General features: G+C 58.5%; 16 protein-coding genes. 10 read left to right on the top strand and 6 right to left on the bottom strand.

The genetic code is table 11. The features are described from left to right. Positions 1–33: 33 nt before the first annotated feature. The 3 genes from QUE75_RS08140 to QUE75_RS08130 are packed head-to-tail and all read left to right on the top strand — an operon-like array spanning position 34 to position 5,338. Positions 34–1,269 carry a hypothetical protein gene (locus tag QUE75_RS08140; protein ID WP_286255005.1) on the top strand — a complete coding sequence of 412 codons (1,236 nt, stop codon included), beginning with the start codon at positions 34–36 and terminating at the stop codon, positions 1,267–1,269. 31 nt (positions 1,270–1,300) lie between these two features. After that, the gene (locus QUE75_RS08135; protein WP_286255003.1) at positions 1,301–3,766 is read left to right on the top strand and encodes a LamG domain-containing protein; all 2,466 of its coding nucleotides are present in this window, start codon (positions 1,301–1,303) and stop codon (positions 3,764–3,766) included. Positions 3,767–3,778: 12 nt separating this feature from the next. Continuing rightward, positions 3,779–5,338: a general secretion pathway protein GspF gene (locus tag QUE75_RS08130; protein WP_286255001.1), complete on the top strand. Its 1,560-nt coding sequence runs from the start codon at positions 3,779–3,781 to the stop codon at positions 5,336–5,338. Here the strand turns inward: QUE75_RS08130 and QUE75_RS08125 are convergent. Beyond that, positions 5,335–6,252, bottom strand: coding sequence for an FAD:protein FMN transferase (locus tag QUE75_RS08125; RefSeq protein ID WP_286254999.1), 918 nt, complete (start codon positions 6,250–6,252; stop codon positions 5,335–5,337). The genes QUE75_RS08130 and QUE75_RS08125 overlap by 4 nt on opposite strands. Positions 6,253–6,617: 365 nt before the next feature. Next, entirely contained in the window at positions 6,618–8,765 is a 2,148-nt protein-coding gene (locus QUE75_RS08120; protein ID WP_286254997.1) for a methyl-accepting chemotaxis protein, read from the bottom strand. Positions 8,766–9,127: 362 nt separating this feature from the next. On the opposite strand from QUE75_RS08120, the gene QUE75_RS08115 reads away from it, so the two are divergent. From QUE75_RS08115 to malK, 5 genes are all read left to right on the top strand, one after another. Then, positions 9,128–10,378 (top strand): ABC transporter substrate-binding protein, encoded by a 1,251-nt coding sequence (locus QUE75_RS08115; RefSeq protein ID WP_106695524.1) that lies wholly within the window; start codon positions 9,128–9,130, stop codon positions 10,376–10,378. 149 nt (positions 10,379–10,527) lie between these two features. Beyond that, entirely contained in the window at positions 10,528–12,060 is a 1,533-nt protein-coding gene (glpD, locus tag QUE75_RS08110; RefSeq protein ID WP_286254995.1) for a glycerol-3-phosphate dehydrogenase, read from the top strand. Between the two features lie 55 nt (positions 12,061–12,115). Continuing rightward, entirely contained in the window at positions 12,116–14,890 is a 2,775-nt protein-coding gene (malT, locus tag QUE75_RS08105; protein ID WP_396631697.1) for an HTH-type transcriptional regulator MalT, read from the top strand. Positions 14,891–15,101: 211 nt separating this feature from the next. Continuing rightward, positions 15,102–16,715, top strand: a complete 1,614-nt coding sequence (locus QUE75_RS08100) for an alpha-glucosidase family protein (protein ID WP_106695522.1) — start codon at positions 15,102–15,104, stop codon at positions 16,713–16,715. Between the two features lie 31 nt (positions 16,716–16,746). After that, entirely contained in the window at positions 16,747–17,862 is a 1,116-nt protein-coding gene (malK, locus tag QUE75_RS08095) for a maltose/maltodextrin ABC transporter ATP-binding protein MalK (RefSeq protein WP_286254990.1), read from the top strand. A gap of 428 nt (positions 17,863–18,290) precedes the next feature. Here malK and malG read toward each other — a convergent pair whose 3' ends face one another. From malG to malE, 3 genes are all read right to left on the bottom strand, one after another. Beyond that, on the bottom strand, positions 18,291–19,181 hold the full coding sequence (malG, locus tag QUE75_RS08090; protein ID WP_058089505.1) for a maltose ABC transporter permease MalG: 891 nt from the start codon (positions 19,179–19,181) through the stop codon (positions 18,291–18,293). A 10-nt stretch (positions 19,182–19,191) separates the two neighbouring features. Further along, positions 19,192–20,685, bottom strand: coding sequence for a maltose ABC transporter permease MalF (gene malF / locus QUE75_RS08085; protein WP_286254987.1), 1,494 nt, complete (start codon positions 20,683–20,685; stop codon positions 19,192–19,194). A gap of 157 nt (positions 20,686–20,842) precedes the next feature. Next, positions 20,843–22,042, bottom strand: a complete 1,200-nt coding sequence (gene malE, locus QUE75_RS08080; protein WP_061330977.1) for a maltose/maltodextrin ABC transporter substrate-binding protein MalE — start codon at positions 22,040–22,042, stop codon at positions 20,843–20,845. Positions 22,043–22,305: 263 nt separating this feature from the next. Between malE and QUE75_RS08075 the strand changes: the two genes are divergently transcribed. Both QUE75_RS08075 and QUE75_RS08070 read left to right on the top strand, forming a co-directional pair. Further along, positions 22,306–24,135 carry an alpha-amylase gene (locus QUE75_RS08075; protein WP_286254984.1) on the top strand — a complete coding sequence of 610 codons (1,830 nt, stop codon included), beginning with the start codon at positions 22,306–22,308 and terminating at the stop codon, positions 24,133–24,135. Continuing rightward, on the top strand, positions 24,135–25,019 hold the full coding sequence (locus QUE75_RS08070; RefSeq protein WP_286254982.1) for an aldo/keto reductase: 885 nt from the start codon (positions 24,135–24,137) through the stop codon (positions 25,017–25,019). Before QUE75_RS08075 ends, QUE75_RS08070 begins: the two co-directional genes overlap by 1 nt. A gap of 2 nt (positions 25,020–25,021) precedes the next feature. Here QUE75_RS08070 and QUE75_RS08065 read toward each other — a convergent pair whose 3' ends face one another. Then, the gene (locus QUE75_RS08065) at positions 25,022–25,624 is read right to left on the bottom strand and encodes a uracil-DNA glycosylase family protein (RefSeq protein ID WP_058089501.1); all 603 of its coding nucleotides are present in this window, start codon (positions 25,622–25,624) and stop codon (positions 25,022–25,024) included. Positions 25,625–25,636 lie beyond the last annotated feature (12 nt).

The raw sequence follows: 25,636 nt of genomic DNA, 5'->3' as shown, positions 1-25,636 counted from the left end.
GTGCGAATGCTAACGATCACCGAGGGAAAGGACATGACCGCCCGGAACAGGATCAGAAGCCTGCTCACCAAGGCTTGCAGTACCGCCGTTCTCGTTGCATTGGTGTCTGGCCAGGCAGGCTTTGCCCAAGCTGGCCCCAGGGAACAGGCCAAACGAATCCATGACCGGATTGCCGGCGTGCCCCCTTCTGCCGATGTTCTCGACGACATGGAAAACGATATCGTTTCAGGCAGAGCGATTGAGGCAGCATTCACTGCCATGCAGGACAGCGCCTTCTACGACGTCACCCTGAAGAATTTTGCGGCCCCCTGGACCAACGAGGCAATGTCGAAGTTCGTGCCCCTCAATGACTACATCGCCACGGTGATCGGCCTGGTGCGGGACGGGCAGGACTTCAGAAAAGTCCTGTATGACGATGTGTTGTATATCGGAAATCCTTCCCTGAATCTGCCGAACTACTCCACCAGCAACAACAATCATTACGAATCCCTGGAGAACAGCGGAGCCAGCCTCAGGGACCATCTTGAGCGGGTGAACCAGTCCACCTACACCGGCCTCCCCCCTTCTGCGACCGCTGGGGTGATCACATCTCGAGCGTCAGCCCGGGCGTTTTTCAGCGCCGGTACCAATAGGGCCATGTTCCGTTTCACGCTGATCAATCACATGTGCAACGACCTGGAACAGGTTGCAGATGTCACTCTGCCGCCCGACCGCATTCGCCAGGATGTTTCCCGCAGCCCCGGCGGTGACAGCCGGGTATTCCTGAACAACTGCGTTGGCTGCCACACGGGTATGGACCCCATGGCTCAGGCGTTTGCCTACTATGACTATGAATATAACGCCAACGCCGACCCTGACGGAGAACTGGGTAGGCTCGTTTACAACGCCATTGGCGAAACGGATCCGGAGACCGGCTCCAGGGTTCAGGCCAAATATCACATCAATGCGGCAACCTTCGAGCAAGGCTACGTGACGCCGGACGACAGATGGGATAACTACTGGCGCCAGGGCGCCAACCGCCGCCTGGGTTGGGATCCGTCACTGCCGGGTTCCGGCAATGGTGCCAAGAGCCTGGGCAGGGAATTCGCCCACTCCAACGCCTTTGCCGAGTGCCAGGTCAAGAAAGTGTTCGAGAATGTCTGCCTGCGACCTCCCTCCAACGGCGCAGACCGTTCCCAGGTACGCAGTATGGTTACCAGCTTCGCAAGCCAGGGTTACGACCTGAAGCAGGTATTCGCAGAATCCGCTGTGTACTGCATGGGGGAGTGAGGACGCTATGACAACACGTAACGGAATTTTCATGAGCTCCCTTAGATCGGTGCTTTCAGTCATCGCCCTTGCGTTCCTGCTTTCGGCCTGCGGCGGCGAGTCCACGGAACAACTGCCGAATACCTCCCAGAATCCCGGCACGATTACCTACAACGGGCCGGCTCCCGCAACGGATGACGTCGCCAATTTCAAACGGACCGTATGGGATAATCTGGTCACCCAGGACAAATGCGGTGCGTGCCACGGCTCCAATGGCCAGGCTCCGACGTTCGTCAACGAGCTGGACGTTAACCTGGCTTATGCTCAGGCGAACTCCATTGTTAACCTGTCCGATCCATCCCAGTCTACGATGGTGACCAAGGTGGCCGGCGGCCACAATTGCTGGCTCCAGAGCACCTCGGCCTGTGTGGACATTCTTACCACCTATATCTCAAACTGGGCAGGCGGCTCTGGAGGCTCAGCCAAAACCGTTGAACTCCGCGCTCCAGCGCTCAAAGAACCGGGCGCTACGGTTGCCCTGCCCAGCGATCCTGGACTGTTTTCCAGCACGGTATACCCCGAACTCAGACAGTATTGCAGCGACTGCCATGCTGATGGTGGCCAGACCCCCTACATTGCCAGCGCAGACGTGACCACCGCCTACAATCAGGCGAAAAGCCGCATAGATCCGATGAACCCAGGCGCATCCCGACTGGTAGAGCGCCTGCGCTACGACTTTCACAACTGCTGGGGTGACAACTGCGAAGCCTCAGCTGACTTGATGGAGTTAAAAATTCTTGAAATGGTCCAGGACCTGAGCGCCCAACCTGTAGACCCTTCACTGGTTACGAGCAAAGCTCTCAACCTCCAGGCAGACGGCCTGCTTGCCAATTCCGGCGGCCGCTTTGAAGACAACGTGATTGCCCTCTACGAATTCAAGTTTGGTGAAGGCCAGACCGCCTTTGACACCAGCGGCGTATCGCCTGCACTGGATCTGACCCTGAGCGGCAACGTTGACTGGGTTGGGGGCTGGGGCATCGACCTTGGCCCCGCGGGCGAAAACGAGCAGGGCTTCATGATCCCGGCGGGCAAAGCTCAGGGTAGCACCACCGCCAGCCGGAAGCTGCATACCCTGCTGACTGCCTCCGGCGAATACAGCACTGAGGCCTGGGTCGCCCCGGGCAACATCACCCAGGAAGACGCCCGGATCGTGACCTATTCGGGTTCCTCCACCACTCGCAACGTCACACTCAGCCAGTCACTCCAGCGTTACGAAGTGCTCCATCGCAGCACCAACAGTGATGAGAATACGGCGTTCGCCACCCAGGACGCCGACATGCTTCTGCAGGCAACTTTGCAGCACGTTGTGGTGAACTACACCCCGGCGACCGGGCGTCAGATCTTTGTGAATGGCGTTCCAACCGGTGATGTCGACCCGGACGACGGCGGGCTGTTAACGGAATGGGACGACAGCTTTGCCCTGGTACTGGGCAACGAGACCGATGGCAACTCACCCTGGCAGGGCGCGATCCGCATGGTCGCCATCCACAATCGTGTGCTGACACCGGAGCAGGTCCAGGCCAACTTCGAAGTCGGCGTTGGTCAGAAGTTCTACCTGCTATTTGGCGTTTCTCACCTGATCGACGTGCCGGAGAGTTTCATCGTGTTCGAAGTCAGCCAGTTCGACAGCTACGCGTACCGATTCACCAGTCCTTTCTTCATCAGCCTGGATGACTCCGCCGAGCCATCAAACATTCCACTGCGAGGCATGCGACTGGGCATCAATGGCAAGGAGGCGACTGTCGGACAGGCCTGGGCCAATCTGGACGTTGTTCTGGACAGCGGCAGCTATGAACCCGGCACCGGGCAACCGCTCTCTTCCCTGGGCACTATCATTGCTCTGGAGAACGGCCCCGGGAACGACGAGTTCTTCCTGACCTTCGACCAGCTGGGCGGAAACAGCTTTGCCCGTACCGAGCCTGTTCTGCCGCCTCAGCCAGAACCCGCTGACCTGCCACCATCGTCGGAGATCGGTCTGAAGACATTTGACGAGATCAACGAGTCCATGTCGCGGATGACCGGCGTTGCCACCACCCACCCGGCGGTCTTCAGCACATACACTACCGTAAAGCAGCAGTTGCCGACGGTAGAGACGATCCAGGGCTTCCTGTCTTCCCATCAAATGGCAGTCACCCAAATGGCTATTCAATACTGCGACGCCCTGGTTTCCAGCGGGCAATTAAGGGCTGAGATGTTCCCCGGGTTCGATTTCTCCGCCCCGGCCAGCACCGCATTTGATCACGGCCGCAAGAGCCTGGTTACCGGGCCTTTACTGGCCCGCTTCGTGGGCAGCAACCTGGCCTCACAGCCCGATGATAGTGCCATCGAAACAGAGCTAAGCGCGCTCATGGACAGACTGACGAGCTGTGGAGAAGGTTGTGCGCCTGACCGCACAGAAACGGTCGTTAAGGCAAGCTGCGCGGCTGTGCTTGGCAGCGCCACCACACTGGTTCAGTAGAGGAAGCCCATCATGTTCATACGCAAATCACGTAAGAAACCTCTGGCCAATGGCAGCCCACTACTCCATGACGACCACGGCAGGCCGAGGACGCGTCGAGAGTTTATCTCACAGGGTCTGATGGCGGGGTCGGCGACAGTGTTCGGTGCTTCCCTGTTCAGCCTGTTCGGCAACCCGCGAATGGCAGCAGCAGCGCTTTCAGATGATCTGAACACGCTGAAAGAAAGCTGTGGCATAGCGGTTCAGGGTGCCGGCAAGATTCCGTTTATCTGTTTTGACCTGGCAGGCGGCGCCAACATTGCTGGCTCCAATGTACTGATGGGCAAGTCCGGCGGGCAAATGGACTTCCTGAGCACCGCAGGTTACAACAAACTAGGGCTACCCGGTGACATGCTGCCCAATGACCCGGCGTTTGTTAACACCGAACTGGGCCTGGCGTTCCATTCCGACAGCGGCTTCCTGCGCGGTATCCTGCAGAGCACCAGTGCCGGCACCCGCGCGGCAATTGACGGCGCCATTATTGCTGCCCGTTCAGAGAACGACACCGGCAACAACCCCCACAACCCGATGTACGGCATCCATCACGCGGGTGCCGACGGCTCCCTGCTCTCTCTCATAGGGTCCCAGAGTTCGGAATCCGGCGGTAACTCGTTGGCACCGATGAACCTGATCAATCCGGAGGTTCGACCCACCAAGATTGACCGGCCCTCAGACGTTACCGGTCTGGTGGACGTAGGCGATCTGATCGGCATTCTGGACCAGCAAGATGCTGTCGCCGTCATGGAATCCATCCAGCGCATCAGCGACGCCAAGATGAACCGGGTCAATACGGGCATCTCTACTGATGAAGTCGTCAAGGACCTGGTCCGCTGCGGCTATGTAAAGAGTGCCGATCTCGCCGACCGATTCGGCAATCCCGCAGACCTTGATCCAGAGCTGGATCTCGAAATCGTTGGGCCCACCGGCATTTTCAACCGCGATGAGTTCAACAACAACCGGGAATTCCGTAAAACCGCTTCTGTGATGAAGCTGGTTTTAAACGGCTACGCCGGTGCCGGCACGATCACTATTGGCGGCTACGACTACCACACCGGCGAGCGTGGAACTGGCGAGCGCCGTGACGAACTGGCAGGCCGATGTATGGGTGCATGCCTGGAATACGCGGCCCGGGTGGGTATGCCGTTAATGCTCTATGTGTTCAGTGACGGTTCGGTGTCGAGCAACGGCAGGATTGACGATTCCGCGGACGGTCGCGGCAAGGGCGAATGGACCGGCGACAACCAACAGACGGCCGCCTCCTTCTTCCTGGTTTACAACCCTGGTGGCCGCCCCACTCCGATTCGCAGGCAGATCGGCTTTATGCGTTCGGATGCATCGGTGGAAACTGCCTCCAGCCCGGCGGCCAACAACGTCAACCAACTGGTCCAGACCGTGTTACTCAACTACATGGCATTGCATGGTGAACAAAACCAGTTCGGAACCCGCTTCAACGGCCACGGGCTGGGCAATGGCACCTCTCAGGACAACCTGATTGCCTTCTCCAACGTGGTGAACGGTACGATTGGCAGTTAATGCGGACCGCTCGTTCCGCCCTGGTCTGATTGGGGCGGAACGAGGCCTTCTGACACGTGCATCATGCGCTGGTCATCGATAACCACCACATCGATACCCGCCAGTCGCTCAACCATCTCCAACCCCCTTGCGGGTCCGAGCACAAACACCGCCGTGGAGAGGCCGTCGGTTGTCAACGCGTCCTCGCCAATAATGGTCACGCTCTGCACACCCTGAACCGACTTTCCGGTCTCGGGAGACAAAATATGGTGGACCCGGTCGCCCGCTTCATCCACGAAAAACCGCTCGTAATCCCCGGAGGTGGATACCGCCGTATCCTTGAGGGGCAGGACCACTGCGTTACGTCCTTCCACACGTGGATCCCGGATACCCACGTACCAGGGCCGTCCCCGCTTGTCGCCCAGTAACCGCATGTCGCCACCTGCGCTGAGCCGGGCATGGCGTATGCCAAGGCTGACAAGGCGCTTGATTCCCAGGTCAACGGCATAGCCCTTGGCAATACCGCCCAGATCGACCCGGATCCCAGCCTGGCGGAATTCAACGGTTTGAGCATCCTGATCAAGAATCACATCCCGGAAATTCACCTGGGGCAGGCCAGATCGAAGTTCCTCCTCTGTCGGCCTTTTCCCGGCTCTGAAATCGTAAAGGTACCCGACTGAACCAAAGGTGATGTCGAAGGCGCCATCACTGAGAATCGATACCTCCCGCGCCTTTTCAAGCACCTCGAACAGACCGTCACTGACGGCAACCGGACCATTGGCGGCGTTGCGGTTGAGTCGGGAAACTTCCGAGTCCTCCCGATAGCGGCTCATCTGCGCATCAACCTGATGAAAAACCGCCAGTACCTCCTCCCCAACCCGGTCCGCCAGCTTTTTGTCCTCTGTCCAGAACTCCAGCTCGATAGGTGTCGTCATGGCGGTGTCTGAAAACCGATACCAGTCAGCGCTGGCCGGCATTGAAAAGATGGCAAGCCCCGTTGCCACCACGAGAAACGGAAGAGTCGATCCAAGTTCGAAGGTCCAACGCTTGATAGTTACCAAGATCTCAATGGCTCCATTACATTCAGCGATGCCCAGGTTGGGCGAATCCGGGAAGTATATCGGTTTTTTTACCTGCAGCTGAAACGATGCATCGCAAGGACAAAGCCAGGTTAGAAACAGATCACTGACCTACCGGCCGCTAAAAGGATCAGGGCGCGCAGAACAGCACAAAGGTGTGAAAACGCCTTTGTGGACGCCGTTCAAACAGCCTCAAACCAGGGCCGTGTGTTGACTATCAGTCAGGCAACCTCGCCTGAAACCTGAAACTGTCCCGTCAGCCTCTGCAGCTTTGCCGCTGCGGCCTGCGTTCGCTCTGAGCTCGCAGATAGCTGTTCTACCACGCCACGCATGGCCGCCGCACTTTCCGAGACGCCGTGGGTCTGCTGACTTTGCTCGCGGTTCGTTTGCTCAATGCTGGCAATGGCCCGAAACAGCTTGCCAACCATATGATGCAAGTCCGAGCTGTCGTCGGCGGCAGCTTCCGCTTTGGCCAGCCGGTTCTCCATTTCCGAAATCCCCTCCTCCATAACGGCCACGGCCCTTTGTGTCTCGTCTTGCACGCCTTGCAGACGCTGGCCAATCTCTTCCGTTGCCTTTGCTGTGCGGCTGGCGAGCTGGCGCACTTCATCCGCGACTACGGCAAATCCGCGGCCTGACTCCCCGGCCCGGGCGGCTTCAATCGCCGCGTTCAGGGCAAGCAGGTTGGTCTGGGCTGCAATGTCATTGATGACCAGGGCAGTTTTGCTGATTTCCTCAGTCCGATCATTGGCAGCCCGGATTCCATCGGCTGAACGAGTGATCACCGTCCGGATGCTCCTTGCTTCCTCACTGACCCGGGCAAATTGCGCCTGGGCACGGCTGACCACCGCATCCATGCCTTCCCGCATTTCCTCGGCGGTCGTTGACGCGTTATTGATTTCTTTTTCCTGAACACCGGCACCGCGCACCATATCGTCGATATGAGCCAGCACAGACTGAACCCGCTCATAGGCGCTGCGATTATGGCTCACCATCTGGTCACTGGCTTGCCGGGAGTCTGCGGCCAGCGTCAACACCTGGCCCACCATGCCATCCAGGCTGTCAATAAAGCTGTTGGTCCAGCGGGCCAGGTCTCCGCTCTCATCCCGGCGCGTCCGGCTCAGGTCAATCCTTTGCCGCAAGTTACCTCCGCCCTCGGCAATGTCACGGATGATATCCCCCATGGCGGACAACTGCTCCGACACCGGTTTGACAGAAGTGGATCTGAAGATCATCACCATGGCGAAAATGGCCAGGGCATTGATCCCGCTTTCGAGCCATACCGACACCTCCAACATGGACGATGCAAGATTCACCAGCCACAGCGCCGCGGCCAGCAAGCCCAAACGACTGGATAACCGCCAGCTGATGGAGCGCCGTCGGTACACCTCTTCCAGATCGCCTTCACACATCATGCCCCAGGTATCAGCCGAACCAGGCATCTGCAAGGTGATGCCCTTGCCAATCACCGGGATGTGTCGATAGTCGGAATAGCCCGGGTACAGCACGTACAGGTTCTCACCATTGGCAATGGTCTCCCTGACACCGGGGTGCAAGCGGCCGGTTGCCGGATCGGTAAACCGTATCTCGAATTCAGTGTGCTCCCGAATACGCACCACGCCAAAGCCGGTTTCTATGCCATCTTTAAGGTTATCGCCGTGGCTGAAGGTGGCATCTTCGAAGCGGGATCGGGACAGCGCCGTTCCCGGCGAGATGGACTTGTCAAAACGACTGTCGATCATGAACAGGTAGTTGTCGCCGGACTCCTCAAAAACGTGTCCGGCCTCACGCTGAATCAGATCGCTCATCACATCATTGGGAATTCGCGCACACACAGCTGCCCGCTGACCCCCGGCCAACTCGATAGGCTGATAGAACATCAGAGTCACCGCATCGTGAAACCGACTGGTAGTCTTGCCCAACGACGCCGTTACCGGGTCCCGGTAGGGACCATGCAGGAAACGCTCACCCGTTCCCCTCCGGACAGCCTCCGGAGCCAGGTCACGCTTGCCGTTGCGGACAGGCACGCTGGACGCAACAACCTGGCCATCCTCTGCCACCACAAACAGCTCGGATATCTCCCTTAGCCGGGTGGAGGTCTGGGCAATGGTCTCCCCCAGGGCTTCGGGGTTCTTGCCATACAGGCGGCCAGCAACGGATTCCAGAAACGACCACTTGTGTTCAGCCCACCCAATCAGGGCATCACGTCTGGTTCTGGCCAGGTTCTCGAATATCTGTTCATTGGTCTCGTACATGTTTCGGTTCAGGAAACTGGACCAGCGCATGGCCAGCTTTCCGTTACGCCCAAAGACAGGCAACCAGGAACGCTCACCGGCAGACAGGTTCATGTTGTAGCTTTTCAGAGTCATTTCAGGATTCTCCAGACCGGACATCGGAGCAGAACAGAGTTATTCGCCCCCTCGGAACCCTGAGACCTCAGCAAAGATCGGGCCTGCCAGCACCCAACAACCCAAACGTGAGCCAATTCACACTACTCACCCTGGAACACACAGATTCCTGCGCACCAGGTTGGTGCACACACAGGACATGACGCAAAATCACGCACCATTTTCGCACAACCTGATGCATATCAAGACCCTACAAATTGTTACGCCAAATTCCACTTAAGTCCCATTGTTGAGCTACCAACGAGGGCAGACACTAATCCTGCTTGATCCGAACAACAAAAATAACCCGCATTCGGGGTCCAAACCGTTGGAGGCCAACCACAATGAGTTTCAGAAACTTCCTGCTCACGGCATGTCTACTGCTGCTGGGCAGCTCGGTAGTGTATGCAGAAACACTCAAGATAGGACTCAACTACCCTCAGACTGGCCGCTACAAAGACCAGGGGCTTCAGCAACGACTGGGGGCTTTCCTCGCGGTTGATGAGATCAATCGAGCCGGCGGCGTGATGGGGCAGCCCCTGGAACTGGTTATCCGCAATTCCCGCGGTGAACCCGACCAGGGCGCACAGAACACTGCCGAGCTCATCGACCGTGAGGGTGCACAGATGGTCTTTGGCGGAGTATCCAGTGCCGTTGCCATTTCATCAGGCAAGGCAGCCAGGGATCGCAATCGACTCTATTTCGGCACCCTTACCTATTCCAATGCCACCACCGGCAGTGAAGGCCACAGCCATATGTTCCGGGAACCCTACAATGCCTGGATGACCGCCAAGGCCTTGAGCCAATACCTCAATCGCCACCACGCAGACCAGAGCTACTTCTACATCACTGCCGACTACACCTGGGGCTGGTCAGTGGAAGAGTCTGTGCGCAAGTTTTCCAACACCGAAGACACAGAACAGCATAAAGGCGTGAAAACGCCCTTCCCCCGGGCGCTGATTACTGACTTCCGGGTGGCCCTGGAGCAAGCCGCCGAGAGTGACGCAGAAGTACTGATGCTGGTGCTCTTTGGCGACGACATGGTCAGAGCCCTTAACGCCGCCTATGAGATGGGCCTGACCAAACGAATGCAGGTTGTGGTGCCAAACCTCACCCTGGGAATGGCACGCCAGGTCGGACCAACCATCATGGAAGGGGTGGTGGGCGCCGCCCCCTGGGTATGGAACCTGCCCTATGAAAACAACTATCAGCGGGGCAAAGATTTTGTTGAAGCTTTTTCCAGCCGCTACGAAATGCGCCCATCCTCGTCTGCCGCGTCGGCCTACAGCATTGTTTACCAGTATAAAGCCGCCGTCGAACGCGCCGGCACCACCAATACCCGAGCGGTCATCCGGGAACTTGAGGGGCATCGCTATAGCTTCCTGAAAGACGAGCAGTACTGGCGGGCATTTGACCACCAGAACGTGCAGACCGTCTATGTGGTGAAGGTAAAGCCCCGTGAGAAGATCATGGCGGACCAGTTCAGCTCGGACTACTTCGACATCATCGATTCCATGCCCGGCGACGAGGCCGCCCAGACCAGGGAAGAGTGGGAAGCTCGTCGCCGTGAAGCCGGCAAACCGGTTTCACTCTGACCCGGCCGGCCCCGGGGCATCCTGCCCACGGGGCGGCCATTCAGTGACGCCGTCGCTTTACCCCCTGCGTTCATTCTCTGATAATCAGCATTCACTCAAAGGATGATCAGGGGCAAGCAGGCGTGTTAACAGGGCAAAGCAGTCAACGAATGGAAGCAAACGAACCGTCAGGCGTTCCTGACCAGTGCGATCTGCTGGTTATCGGCGGCGGTGTTAACGGTACCGGTATTGCCATGGACGCTGCCGGGCGTGGCCTGAACGTCATACTGTGCGAGATGAACGATCTGGCATCCGCCACCTCATCAAGCAGCAGCAAGCTGATCCACGGCGGGCTTCGGTACCTGGAGCATTATGAATTCCGGTTGGTCCGGGAGGCCCTGGCCGAGCGAGAGGCGCTGTTACGCAATGCGCCACACATCATGTGGCCCATGCGCTTTCGCCTGCCTCACCAGCCCCACCTGCGCCCGGCCTGGATGATTCGTACCGGGCTGTTTCTTTACGACCACCTGGCAAAGCGGGAAATGCTGCCTGGTTCAAGGGCCATCAGCTTTGACCAGAACTCTCCCCTGAAACCCGACATTACCAAAGGTTTCGAGTACTCAGACGGCTGGGTGGACGATGCCCGACTGGTGGTGCTTTCCGCCCGCAAGGCGCAGCAGAAAGGCGCCACCATACTGACACAAACTCGCTGCATTCAGGCGAGCCGCCAGGGCCCGCGCTGGAAAGCGGTTCTGGAAGATACCCGAAGAGATCGCCAACACACCGTTCACGCCAAGGTGATCGTCAACGCCACCGGCCCCTGGGTCAGCCAGCTGTTCGGCGATAGCTTCGGCATGCAGGCCCCGAAACAGATACGGATGGTCAAAGGCAGCCACATTGTGGTGCCCCGCCTGAACGCCGACACCGAGGCCTACATCCTGCAGAATCAGGACGAGCGAATCGTCTTCGTCATCCCCTACGAAGAACACTTCTCCCTCATTGGCACCACCGATGTGGATTACGAAGGCAACCCGTCCGAGGCCCGGATATCACCGGAAGAAACCGATTACCTGCTGACCATCGTCAACCAGTACTTCCGTCGACAGCTTGGGCCGGAAGATGTGGTGTGGAGCTACTCCGGTGTCCGGCCACTGATGGATGATGAACAGGGAACCGCCCAGACTGCCTCCAGGGACTACTCCTTTGAGGTAGACGAAGAGGACGGCCAGCCGCCCCTGATCTCCGTTTTCGGCGGCAAGATCACCACCTTCCGGAAGCTGGCCGAGGCGGTGACCGACAAAGTATGCGAGTACTTCCCAGGCGCCGGAAAATCCTGGACCAGGCAGGCCATTCTGCCGGGCGGTGACTTTGGTAACCAGCAACAACTGGCGGCGGAGCTTGAGATTAACTACCCGTGGCTGAACACCGACAGTATCCGCAGATTCGTGCGCTGTTACGGTACCGACAGCCATCAGATCCTGGCCGGCTGCAAATCCAGGGACGACCTCGGGCACTGGTTTACCGACACTCTCAGCCAACGGGAGGTCGATTACCTGGTGACGCGGGAATGGGCTGTTACTCCGGAAGACGTCCTTTGGCGAAGAACGAAACAGGGGCTCTACATCAACCAGGCGGAACTCCAGAAGCTAAAAGACTACCTGCAGTCCCAATTCAGCCTGGAAATGCTAGAGTGTTCTTCCTGATCACAGTAATTGACTAATACGTTTAACCCTGGCTCGGCCAGAGGACAATAATAAGATGTCTGAGAAACCGTTCATGCCAACCACACCGGCGCCATCAAACCTGACCTTTATTGCCGCTAAAACCAGCGCCCCTTTGCCGCCGGCCGGCTTGTTAGCCCGGGAAAAATTTAACGACCTGCTGCAAACCCAGGAGCCGGTCTCCCTGTTGCTGGTTCATGCCCCGGCAGGCTATGGCAAAACCACCACCCTGGCCGAACGCCTGGACGAACTGGAGGCAAAGGCCGCATGGTACCGCCTGGAAAATACCGACAACGACCCCGTCCGGTTTGCCGGGTACCTGGCCCATGCCCTTGATCAGATTGTCGATACGCCGGATATGCCTGCGTTTGATCCAACAGGGGACCAACAGGGTCACGGTCTCGAATCATTTCTCACAGAACTCCTTGCCGGACTGCCACCTTCTGAAGATCCCAGTTACCTGGTGCTTGATGACTACCAGGTCATCACCAACCCGGAGATTCATCAAGGGCTCCGGTTCCTGCTGCGACATCTGCCGCCCTACCTCACTCTTGTTGTCATATCCAGAACACTTCCGCCCCTGGGTGTTGCCCAGCTCAGGATGAAGGGGCAAATGATTGAAATTACCAGCAGGGATCTCGCCTTTGATGCCGATGAGGCGCAAAGCTACTTCGAGCAACGGCTGCCATTTGAGGTTTCCCGGGAAAACATCGAGCGGGCGGTTCGACGGGTAGAAGGCTGGGTTTCGGCGCTGCAACTGTTGTCTGCCTCCGCCCGCACCAGCATCGAGTTCAGTCATTTTGTCGACCAGCTTGACCAGGGTAACCAGCACATTTTTGACTACTTTGACGAACTGGTCGGGCAGGACCTGAGTGAACAACAACGCTCCTTCCTCCTGCGCACCAGCATCCTTGACCGTTTCAACGCGGGCATGGTCATGCGGGTGATGAACGATTCCGATGGCCAGGCACTGCTCGGCAGCCTCCTGGCCATGGGGTTGTTCATCACGCCCGTTGATAACAGCGCGCTCTGGTTTCGTTATCACCAGCTGTTCTCCGTCTACCTGCGGCACCTGCTTGCCAGTACCACACAGGAAAATCAGAGAGCCTTGCACCAGCGCGCCACCGATGCGTGGCTGGAGCTGGACCACGCAGAGGAGGCCGCCCGGCATGCAGTCGCCGCAGAAGACCCGGAGCGCATTACCCGGGTTCTGAATCAGCATGGCCGCAAGTTCTTTACCGAAGGCCAGTTCACGCTACTGCAACGATGCCTGGACGCCCTGCCCCAGAAAATCATTGCAGAAGATCCAACACTGACGTTGCTTCGGGCCTGGGTAGCCCAGGGACAATACAAGTTCGACGAGGTAGAAAACTGGCTATCCGCCGCTGAGACCCAACTGAAAGCGGTCATGAGCGAGGAGTCCCAGCGGACAGTCCATGGCGAATTCAGTGCCATCAGAGCCCAGGTGGCTATGAACTATGGCGACAGCGACCGCGCCCTGGCATTGGCACGGGAAGCGGTAGCGCAAGAAGCCGCCTACCTGCCCACCTCACGGGTTGCAGCTGCTTCGGTTCTGGGTGAAGCCCTGTTTGTCCGGGGCGAGCTGCAGGAGGCCTTGACCCGGATGCAGGAAACCGAACATATGGCCCGGGCCCATCAGGCGCACCAGAATGTGATCTGGGCCCTGTGCCAGCAAAGCGAGATCAGCGTGGCAATGGGGCTTTTACAAAAGGCCTACAACATTCAGGAGCGGGCATTTCAATATGCCGAAGAGAACCAGCTGAACCACCTGCCCATTCTCGAGTTCCTGTTCCGGATCCGCAGTCAGGTGATGTGGGAATGGCATCACCTGGAGAGCGCGGAACGTTGCGCACTCCAGGGCATAGAGATTCTGGAAGCCCAGGGCGAACGCTGGTATGTCCAGAGCTACACCACTCTGGCCAAGGTTGCACAGGCCCGCGGCCGCCAGAGCCTGTGTGCGGACTACATCGCCAAGGTCCAGAAGATGCTCGCCGCTGGCGACTACCATCTGGATTGGGTTGCCAACGCCCATGCCACCATGCTGACGTACTGGGACGCCGTGCGGGACCAGGATGCCATTCAGCGTTGGCTGACCATTGCACCACCGTGTAAACCGGAGGCGGCAACCAACCATTTCTATCAGTGCAACGGTCGAAACCGGGCCCGTGCCCTGATGAGTCTGGGCCAATATCAGGACGCCCGGCCAATCCTGGAGGCACTGACCAGCGTTGCCGGCCAGATCGGCCTGAAAACCGACCTTAACCGCAACCATATCGCGCTGGCCTATCTGTTCTGGCAGATCGAAAATCGCGAAAAGGCTCTGGAACACATGCGCCTGGCCCTGGAACTTGCCAGCACCACCGGCGCAGTGGGAAGTTTTCTGCGCCTGGGCAAGGTGCTGATCGTCATTCTCAAAGCGCTGATCAACGACGGCCTGATTGAGGGCATGGAACAACAGCGGGCCGAGCGCCTGATTCAGCTTGCCCAACAGCAGCGGGATTTCAGCCGGGCGATCCGGATTTCCCTGGACGAAGCCATCATCCAGGACATCATCGACCGGCCGGATGTGCCGGAACTGATTCGCACCTCGCCCCTGACCCGACGAGAGTGGCAGATACTGAGCCTGATTCATGCCGGCCTGTCCAACGACCAGATTGCCGAGCATCTTAAAGTGGCTTCCACCACGGTGAAAACCCACATCCGCAGCCTGTACCAGAAGCAGAACATCAGCCACCGCTCCGAAGCGATTGAACTGGCCAAGGACCTGCTGAGCAAAATCCAGGGGGAGTGAGCCGGTCTCGGCTCCTCCGCCCTTCACGCCCACTACTACCCCATACGCCCCGCTACGCCCCCCTCCTCCCCCCGGCTACGCCGACAAAAACACGGGCAGGAGGATGAACCACCCAAGGCAACATCGCACCATGGCAGGTGTATTGATCGGTGGGGATTCGCCTCCATCGCACAACAAGAACTTTTCACCACCAGGGTGTAAGTGAGGCAAGATGAGCAGAAATCCGGACTGGTGGCGTGGCGCCGTTATCTATCAAGTGTATCCACGCAGTTTCTATGACTCTAACGGCGACGGTGTAGGCGACCTGCCCGGGGTGACCGCCAAGCTGGACTACATCGCCAGCCTGAATGTGGATGCCATCTGGCTGTCCCCGTTTTTCACCTCTCCGATGAAAGACTTTGGATACGACGTCTCTGACTACCGCAATGTCGACCCGATATTCGGAACCCTGAAGGATTTCGATGAACTGATCGCCGAAGCCCACAAGCGGGGCCTGAAAATCATGATCGACCAGGTGCTGAGCCACTCTTCCGACCAACACCCCTGGTTTGTGGAAAGTCGCCAGTCCCGGGACAATCCAAAAGCCGACTGGTATGTGTGGGCCGATCCCAAGCCAGACGGCTCTCCGCCCAACAACTGGCTGTCAGTGTTCGGCGGTTCCTCCTGGGCCTGGGACAGTCGCCGCAAGCAGTACTACCTGCACAACTTCCTGGCCAGTCAGCCAGACCTGAACTTCCACAACCCGGAGGTTCAGGAACAGGTGCTGTCCGATGTGAAATTCTGGCTGGACCGGGGAGTTGACGGGTTCCGCCTGGATGCCATCAACTTCTGCTTCCATGACCGCAAGCTGCGAGACAACCCGCCAAGCAAGGCATTGCAGGAAGGCTCCATCGGTGTTCGCAAGGAAAACCCCTACGCCTACCAGCATCACAAGCATGACAAAACCCAGCCGGAGAACCTGACGTTCCTGAAACGGCTACGCGTGCTGCTGGATCAGTACCCGGGCACCACGACCGTGGGCGAGATCGGCGATGATGATTCGTTGCAGACCATGGCGGACTACACCAGTGGCGGTGACAAGCTGCACATGGCCTACTCGTTTGACCTGCTGACCGAGCAACATGGTGCCGACTTTTTCCGCAAGACCGTGGACACCATTGAACAGAAACTGACCGACGGCTGGCCGTGCTGGGCTATTGGCAACCACGATGTGGCACGGGTGGCCACGCGCTGGCAGGCCCGCTCGGAACAACAGCTCAAAGCCTACATGGCCATGTTGCTGACACTGCGGGGCAGCGTGTGCATCTACCAGGGTGAAGAGCTTGGCCTGACCGAAGCGGAGCTCCAGTACGAAGACCTCGTGGACCCTTACGGCATCAACTTCTGGCCAGAGTACAAGGGCCGGGACGGCTGCAGGACTCCCATGGTCTGGCACCACGAAGAAACCCACGGCGGCTTTTCCAGCACCAGCCCCTGGCTGCCCGTGTATGATGATCATTACAACGCCGCCGTTGCCCTGCAGCATGCCGAAGATAATTCCGTGCTCACCGCCTACCGGAGTTTTCTGGGCTGGCGTCGGGAGCAGGCTGTCCTGCTGGAAGGAGACATCGAATTCCTCAAGAGCCCGAAAGACACACTGGTGTTCGTCAGGAGTCTTGGCGAGGAACGCTTGATCATCGCTCTGAACCTGAGCGAGACCGGAAATACCGTGACGCTGCCGGCGCAAGGCTCTCCCATGACCGGAACCCCCGATTTCATCGGCGGTCAATGGCACGGCAAACAACTGAAACTGGGGCCCTGGGGTATTGAAATCGCCAGGCTCTGACGGGTGACCATCGAACAAGAAGATAAACGCTATGGCCAGTGTAACCCTGAGAAATATCTGTAAAAGCTATGACGACGCCCAGGTAACCAAGAACGTGAACCTGGACATCGATGACGGCGAGTTTGTGGTGTTCGTCGGCCCCTCCGGCTGCGGCAAGTCGACACTGCTGCGGATGATTGCCGGGCTGGAGGACATAACCACCGGCGACTTATACATCGGAAATGGCCGGGTGAATGACCTGCCCCCGAAGGAACGGGAAGTAGGCATGGTCTTCCAGTCTTACGCCCTCTACCCCCACATGGATGTGGCGGAGAACATGGCCTTCGGCCTGAAGCTCGCGAAAACCCACAAGGACGAAATCAACCGGAGGGTTCAGGACGCCGCCACCCTGCTGCAACTGGACAAGCTCCTGGAGCGCAAGCCCAAAGACCTGTCTGGCGGCCAACGCCAGCGGGTCGCCATCGGCCGTACCATCGTTCGGGAGCCGGCGGTGTTCCTGTTTGACGAGCCGCTGTCCAACCTGGATGCCTCGCTGCGCGTTCAGATGCGGATCGAAATATCCCGCCTGCACAAACGCCTGGGCGCCACCATGATTTATGTCACCCACGATCAGGTGGAAGCCATGACCATGGCCGACAAAATCGTGGCTTTGGATAACGGCTGCATTGCCCAGGTGGGCAAGCCCATGGAACTCTACCACTATCCGGCCACCCGCTTTGTGGCGGGCTTTATCGGCTCACCGAAGATGAACTTCATCGACTGCCAGGTGGCTTCTGCCAGTAACCAGTCGGTCACCGTGACCCTGCCGGGTGACCATCAGCTGGAATTGCCGGTGAATGGTCATAACCTGCTTGAGGGCGAAAACGTCACTCTGGGTATACGTCCGGAACACCTGACCGAAGACCAGGAGGCCGACATGTACCTGCAAGGTGAGGTTCACGTTGTCGAGCGTCTGGGTTATCAGACCCTGGTGCACCTGGACGTAAACAACGTGGAGGGCGTGCTGACCATGCGCACCGATGGCGGTAACCCCGTTCAGGAAGGCGCATCCATGACACTGGGGCTGAATGCCAACAAATGCCATCTGTTCCGGGAAGACGGCACCGCCTGCCCCCGCCTCTATCAGGAACCGTGCATCGACTTCTAGGGCCCTGCCCGCTTCTGATTTGATCTGCAGAACACTCTCCTTGGCCGGTATTCGTTACCGGCTTTTTTGTGCCCCCTACCTTGACCTCACTGGTGACAGCCGGCCGCACGCCCATGTGGGAGGCCCTTTCCAAAACACGCTGTGAATACATCCCTGTACGCTCGGCTCCGCCATCCCTGGCTCCGCACGGTTTTGGAAAGGGCCTCCCACATGGGCGCGCTACATCAGGCGATAGGCAACCGGAATCAAGGGGCTGTGCACCATCCTGTTAAGTCCACAAAAAAAAGCCCGGTCAGCAGGGGGGATAACTCTGACCGGGTCGCGAAAGATAACGCGGGAAGACGCAGGTCGCGTAAGGAAGCCGTGCGGGATCTTCCGCTACGGCCTGGGAGAGCGGGCCCTCGCGGGCCCTGAGAGCAACAACAAAGCTAGCCTTTGACACCACCGGCGGTCAGCCCGCCGACAATCCACTTCTGGCAATACAGGAAAATCACGGTGATCGGCAGACCAGACAACACCGCCGCCGCGGCAAAGTCGCCCCACAGGTAGTTCTGCTCGTACAGGTACTGCTGAGCACCCACCGCCAGGGTCAGCTTGTTGGTATCCACCAGCAGCACCGAGGCCATCGGGTATTCCATGATGGTCATGATGAACGCCAGGATGAACACCACCACCAGAATGGGCACTGACAACGGCAGCAGGATGTAGCGGAATGCCTGCCAGGTGGTGGCACCGTCAACGATGGCGGCTTCCTCCAGTGACCGGTCGATGGAATCGAAGTAGCCTTTAATTGTCCAGATGTGCAGCGCCATGCCGCCCAGAGAGGCCACGATGACGGCACCATGGGTATTCAAACCCAGCCAGCTGACATGATTGCCGATCTGGTCGAACAACGCATACAGCGCCACCAGGGACAGCACCGGCGGGAACATCTGAAAGATCAGCATGGATTTGAGTACTGCGCCTTTACCCGCAAACCGCATGCGGGCGAAGGCATAGGCACTGGTGGTAGACAATGCCAGAATCAGAATGGACGAAACCACCGCCACCTTGATTGAATTCCAGAGCCAGAGCAGCACAGGAAACGGCGGCTGGGTAGTAATGCCGGCGTCGTCTGTGTAGGGAATACCCAGCGCCAGATACCAGTGTTCCAGCGAGGGATTCTCCGGCAACAGGCTACCGGAGGCAAAGTTACCGCTGCGAAAGGAGATGGAGATCACCATCAGCAGCGGGAACAGAATCACCGCGATAAATGCCAGCATGCCCAGATGGGATGCCAGCACACGGTATTTAGTGGAGCGCGGTTGAACCATCGCCATGGGAAGCTCCTTATACCTTGACCTTGGACAGTTTCAGGTTGATCAGCGACAGCGCGCCAACCACCAGGAAGATCGCGGTGGCGATGGCAGCCGCCAGCCCGAAATTCTGCCCGGAATCCTGGAATGCAATGCGATAGGTGTAACTCACCAGCAAATCGGTTGTGCCAGCGGGCGTGCTGGCTCCGATAATATCCGGTGCGCCACCGGTCAACAGGGCAATCAGAACAAAGTTGTTGAAGTTGAACGCAAAACTGGCAATCAGCAACGGCGTTAGCGGTTTGATAATCAGTGGCAGAGTGATGTTGAACAGATTGCTGATGGGCCCGGCTCCGTCCATTGCCGAAGCCTCATAGAGATCCCGGGGGATGGCCTGCAACAGCCCCATGCACAACAGCATCATGTAGGGATAACCCAGCCAGGTGTTGACGATAAGAATCATCGAACGGGCCAGGGCCGGATCACTGAACCAGTCCGGGCGAACACCGAATAAACCTTCCAGAACCAGGTTGATCTCCCCGAAGTTCTGGTTGAACAGACCTTTGAATACCAGAATCGAGATGAAGGCGGGCACCGCATAAGGCAATATCAGCATGGTGCGGTAAAAGCCCTTGCCTCGAATCTGGTCCCACTGCAGCAGATTGGCCAGTACCAGCCCAAGCGCCAGGGTAAACACCACCGTTGCCAGGGCGAACGACAGCGTCCAGACAAAAATCTGCAAAAAGGGCCCGCGAATACTGGGGTCGCTCACCACTTTCAGATAATTGTCCCAGCCAATATTGACTGTCCAGCCCGGAGAAATGGCATTGCCATCGGCGTCACGGTAGAACCCCGTCTCGTGGTCCGGAAAGTAGGTCACGCCGGTTTCGTTATTGGTCAGGGTTTCGTTATCGTGCAGCGTAAACCGGCTGTGTATCGCCGCGAAGGAGCGCAGACTCGCCAGGCTCAGCTCCCGGCCATCTTCGGTGACCAGCTTCAGCTTCGACAGGTCGCTCCGCAGCTGGATGATGTCGCGGATGGCCAGAGGCTCGCCCTCCGGGAGGTCCGCCGATGGCAATACCGGGAAACGGGACTCTTCCGTTCCCAGTTCAATGGGGGGCGACACCAGGTCCTGATGGACGCCGTCCAAGTACAGGACATAGCCTTGATCCGTCTTAAACAGCTGGTAGTCATAGCGAACCGACTCGGATTGATAGGTCCGGCCAAGCAGGTTTTCTTTCACCTGGTCAAAGCTCAGAAGATTGCTGGCGCTGTAATTGGTGAAACCGATGCCCACTGTGTACATCAGCGGGAAGATCACAAAGACGCCCATACCGGCGACCGCCGGAAATATGTAACGATGCGCATAGAGTTTCCGGCTGACAAACACTGCCACGGCAGAGGCGGTCAGCACCAGAAACAACATGGCGAACACAAATTCGCGCTGGGCGTACAACGCCAGGATCAGGTAGAGCGCCGCTATCAGCAATGCCGCCAGCGTGCCCCACTTCAGGAATACTCGTGTCATGGAGTGTCTGCTATCAGTCGCGGAGGGAGACAGGGTTTCCGTTATCATTGTAGTCAGCCTGTAGGTTGCCGTCGCCTCGGGGCAACGGCTTCATCACTCAGGGTCCGGCATGACAGGCCGGGCAGGCGTTACCCTGCCACGGCACAATCACAGGCGATCAGCGGGTAATGCGCTGGGCCGCGGAGTTGAGGGCGTCTTCCACGGACTGGCGTCCAGAGGTAATGTTCTGAAGTGCCGGCCCCATGGAAGACCAGAACGCACCCATGGCCGGTACGTTAGGCATGGGCTCACCCAAGCGGGCGTTCTCGAAGGTAGCCTTGATGTTGTCATCGGAGGACAGTTCCTCCATGAATTCCCTGTTGGCCACAGCACCCAGGGGAACATCGTCGTTCACCATCTTCAGGCCTTTCACCGACAGCGCGTAGTTCTCAAGGAACTCAACGGCCAGGTCCTTATTGGGGCTTGCAGAATTCAGAGTGGCGGCCATTACACCAACCATGGGCTTGCCAGGTTTGCCGTCAATCGCCGGAATGGTAGCCACCCCAAAATTGATACCGCTCTTGCGGAGGTTGGCCCAGGCCCAGGGGCCATTGATCATCATCGCCGTCTCGCCTTTGTTAAACGAGGATTCCATGGCACTGTAATCTGCCCCACGGGGCATGACGCCCTCCTCGATCAGCATCGCCAGCGCCTTGGCACCTTTCATGGCACCGTCGTTGTTCACGCCGGTATCCTTCACATTAACGCTACCGTCGCCATTCTCGCCAAAGATATAACCGCCAGCGGCGGCCAGCATCGGCCAGGTGAAGTAGGTGTTGTTGTAATCCCACAGGATGGCTCGCTTGCCATCCTCTGCCAGTTTCTTGTGAATCGCGGGGATGTCTTCAAACGAGGCGGGCGGCTCCGGCAGCAAATCCCGGTTGTAGATCAGGCCGATGGACTCAACGGCCATCGGGTAGCCGTACATCTTGCCGTCGACGGTGACGGCTTCCCAGGTAAAGTCGTAGTTGGCATCAATGACATTCTGAGAGGGCTGGATTTCAGAAATAATGCCGCTCTGCGCCCATTCGCCGAAACGGTCGTGGGCCCAGATGAAAATGTCCGGGCCGTTTCCGGTCGCGGCCGATTGCTGGAACTTGTCGGTGGCGCTGTCCGGATGAGCCACCTCCACCGGAATGCCGGTCTCTTCGGTGAACCAGTCGCCCACCTCCTGCAGGCCGTTGTAGCCTTTGTCACCGTTAATCCAGATCAGCAGTTTGCCTTCTTCAATACCCGCGAATGCGGGTGATCCGGCGCCCAGGGTGGCGGCCATTACCGAAGCGGCGAGCGTGCTGCGAATAAAAGTTCGACGATTCATCAGGTCTTTCCTCTGTGTGTTCCTGCCTTTTTGTTCTTGTCCGGCCTGCCAAGAGGTCGCCTGGCCGGGCTTGCCGCAAAACCTTCTTTTGCGAGTGTTCAAACTGTGTTGCAAATCCGGGGAATAAGCATCACCCCTTATATCATTCCCCGAGGCGTAGAACGGGGGAGTAGTAGGGAGTAGAAAATTCCTTCTACCCGTTACCCCAGGACTCTGGTTTGATGTGCCCAACAACAACGACAATCCGACCTGGAGTCATTGCCATGGTTCACATTACTTCGCCGCTCAAACGCCCGCTTCTGCTGTCTGCCTTTCTTGGGCTTGCTGGTTGTGCCACCACTGTCGACGGGCCGGCTCGGGCCATTCCCGGCCCTCCGGCGCTCAATGATAGCAACGTTTTCTGCGAGGCTTCCCGGACTGAGTTGGTAATTCCGGTCGGCGGGGCCTTTGCCGAGGGCTCTCTGGTGAAGGATTTCTACACCGGCAACACCGCCCGCGTTCGCAATGGCCAGGTCAGGATGACTCCAGACGATAACGCCGAGGGTCTTCTATTGCTGGAGCCGGTAGACGAGACGGTACACGCCTTTACCTGGGCTGGCGCCACCGTCTACTTCGCGGTGACCGACAGGTTTGCCAACGGCCGCGCCGATAACGACATCAACTATGGCCGGCAGAAAGACGGAAAAGACGAGATTGGCACCTTCCATGGTGGCGATTTCGCCGGCCTGACCCAGAAACTGGATTACCTGGCTGATCTGGGCGTCAACGCCCTGTGGATTACCCCACCCTTCGAGCAGATGCACGGATGGGTTGGCGGCGGTGATCGGGGCGACTTTCGGCACTACGGCTACCATGGCTACTACGCCCTGGACTTCACGGTACCAGATGCGAATTTTGGCACCCGGGAGGAATTCCGGACGCTGGTGCAACAGGCCCATCAACGGGGTATCCGGGTGGTCATGGATGTGGTGATGAACCACCCCGGCTACAGCTCGCTTCAGGATATGCAGACCTTTAACTTTGGCGCCCTGCACTCGGGTTTCGAAAAACACCTGCCGGAGCACTGGGGTGACTGGCGCCCGGAATCCTGGGAAAACCATCATGCCTATCACGCCTTCATCGATTACGATCACGCGGACTGGCGTAACTGGTGGGGTAAGGACTGGGTGCGGGCTGGTATCGCCGATTACGACACGCCACCCAGCGCATCCGTCGACCCGGTACGTGGGTCCCTCGCCTTTCTGCCGGACTTCAAGACCGAATCGACCAACCCCGTGGAGCTGCCCGTCTTCCTGCGCAATAAAGAGAGCAGCCGGGCGGAACACCTGGACAACGCTACTGTTCGCGAGTACCTGATTACCTGGCTCACGGATTGGGTAAGGGAGTTCGGTGTTGACGGTTTTCGCGTAGACACGGCCAAGCATGTAGAACCCGACGCCTGGCGTGAACTGAAAGCGCGGGCGCAGGAGGCCCTGGACGATTACCGCGAGAGACACCCGGACACTGCCCTGCCCTCCGAAGAATTCTGGATGGTCGCCGAAGTGTTTCCGCACTCGGTTCGCAAGACCGGCTACTTTGACGCAGGCTTTGATGCTGTCATCAACTTCGATCTGCAGGCAGAGGCCAAAGCAGGCGCCCGATGCCTGCAGGCCATGGAGCCAGTCTACCGCGAATACGCCGATAAGCTGCACGGCGATGACCCGTTCAACGTGCTGAGTTACATTTCGTCCCACGACACCAAACTGTTCGCCCAGATTGCCGGTGATGACAATACGCTGAAAAAACGCGCGGCCGCTGCCCTGTTGTTCACGCCAGGGGCAGTCCAGCTGTTCTACGGTGACGAGTCCGGCCGTGCCTTTGGCCCCACCGGCTCTGACCCTCATCAGGGCACCCGCTCTGCCATGAACTGGCAGGCCATAGAGGCTGGTGAGGTTTCCGACATCCTGAACCACTGGCGCACCCTGGGTCAGTTCCGCCAACGCCACCCCGCCATCGGTGCCGGGGAGCATAAGCTGATCAGCCAGCAACCTTATGTGTTCTCACGACAGCATGGGGATGACACGGTGGTCATCGCGTTCGGGAGCGGGAATTGATGCAAACAGCCGGGCCAGAATATCTCAAACAAACGCCTCTGGTTGTCGGATTGATGCGCCTTCTGGAACATCGGGAGCTGCACTCCCCTGGGGCTCTGGCCGACTGGATTACACAGTGCCTGGACGATGGCCTTGAGGTGTTTGACCATGCCGACATCTACGGTGACGGTGAATGCGAACGCCTGTTTGGCCGGGCGCTGCGGGCAACTCCCCACCTGAAGCACAAGGTAAAACTCATCAGCAAGGCCGGTATCGTGCTAAAACATCAGGACACAAGCCCCTGGCGGAGCAAGCACTACCGGGCGGAGGCAGGTTATATCAGCGCCGCCATTGACGCGTCGCTTCAACGCTTGCAGGTAGACCGGCTACACACCTTCCTGATCCATCGGCCCGACCCGTTGCTGGAAGCGCCGGCCCTGGCCAGGGTGCTTGAGCAAGCCGTCGAGTCCGGCAAGGTCGGGCATATCGGTGTGTCCAACTTTTTGCCGGAGCAATGGCGATGGTTACAACAAAACACCCATCTGCCACTGGTCTGCAACCAGTCCGAACTGTCTCTTGGTCACCCTCAACCACTCTTCGATGGTGGCCTGGAAGCCATGCTGGCTGACAGGCTACGCTGGCTTGCCTGGTCACCGCTGGCCGGCGGCAAGTTGCCGGAACGCATTCCAGGGCAACTGCTTACCGACGCCCAACGGGAAACCGGGCTCTGTGAGACGGGGCTGGCCATCGCGTGGATTCGGCAACTGCCCGGCGCGCCGATTCCGGTGATTGGCTCGCTTCGATCAGATCGGCTTCAAGCCGCTTCGCGGGGCGCCCAGGCTGATCTGCCCCGGGGGCTCTGGTATGCCTTGCTCGAAGCGGTGCAGGGAAACCCGGTCCCCTGAGCTCAGGCAGTCGCAAGCAACCTTCTGACACGTCCCTGAAGCGCCGGAATCACGTCCTTTTCAAACCAGGGGTTACGGCGCAGCCAAAGATTGTTGCGGGGACTGGGGTGCGGCATGGGTAGCTGCTGAGGCCAGTAATGACGCCACTGTTCCACATTAGCGGTCACCTTTTTGCTGCCGTCGGGCAGATGCCAGGCCTGGGCGTACTGACCGATCAACAGGGTCAATTCGATGTTGGGAAGACGAGCCAGAAGGGCCTCCCGCCAGGTATCCGCGCACTCCGGGCGCGGAGGCAGGTCACCGGATTTGCCGGTGCCCGGGTAGCAGAACCCCATCGGAAGAATGGCCAGCTCCTTCTCGTTATAGAAGGTGTCCCGGTCGATGCCCATCCAGCCCCGGAGCCGATCACCACTGGGATCATTGAAAGGCAGGCCCGTTTGGTGAACCTTGCGCCCGGGGGCCTGGCCGACCACCAGGATGCGAGCCGATTCACTTAATTGCACCACAGGGCGCGGCCCCTCCGGCAGTACCTCGGCACATAGCGTGCAGGCACGCACACGGGCAACCAGTTCGGGAAAGGAAAGATGGTCCAGATTGCCTGGCATACTGTGGCTCTC

The sequence above is a fragment of the Marinobacter shengliensis genome (assembly GCF_030297115.1).
GTDB lineage: Bacteria > Pseudomonadota > Gammaproteobacteria > Pseudomonadales > Oleiphilaceae > Marinobacter > Marinobacter shengliensis.
Note: the sequence above shows the minus strand (reverse complement) of the source record. Positions and strands in the feature narration are given on the sequence as shown.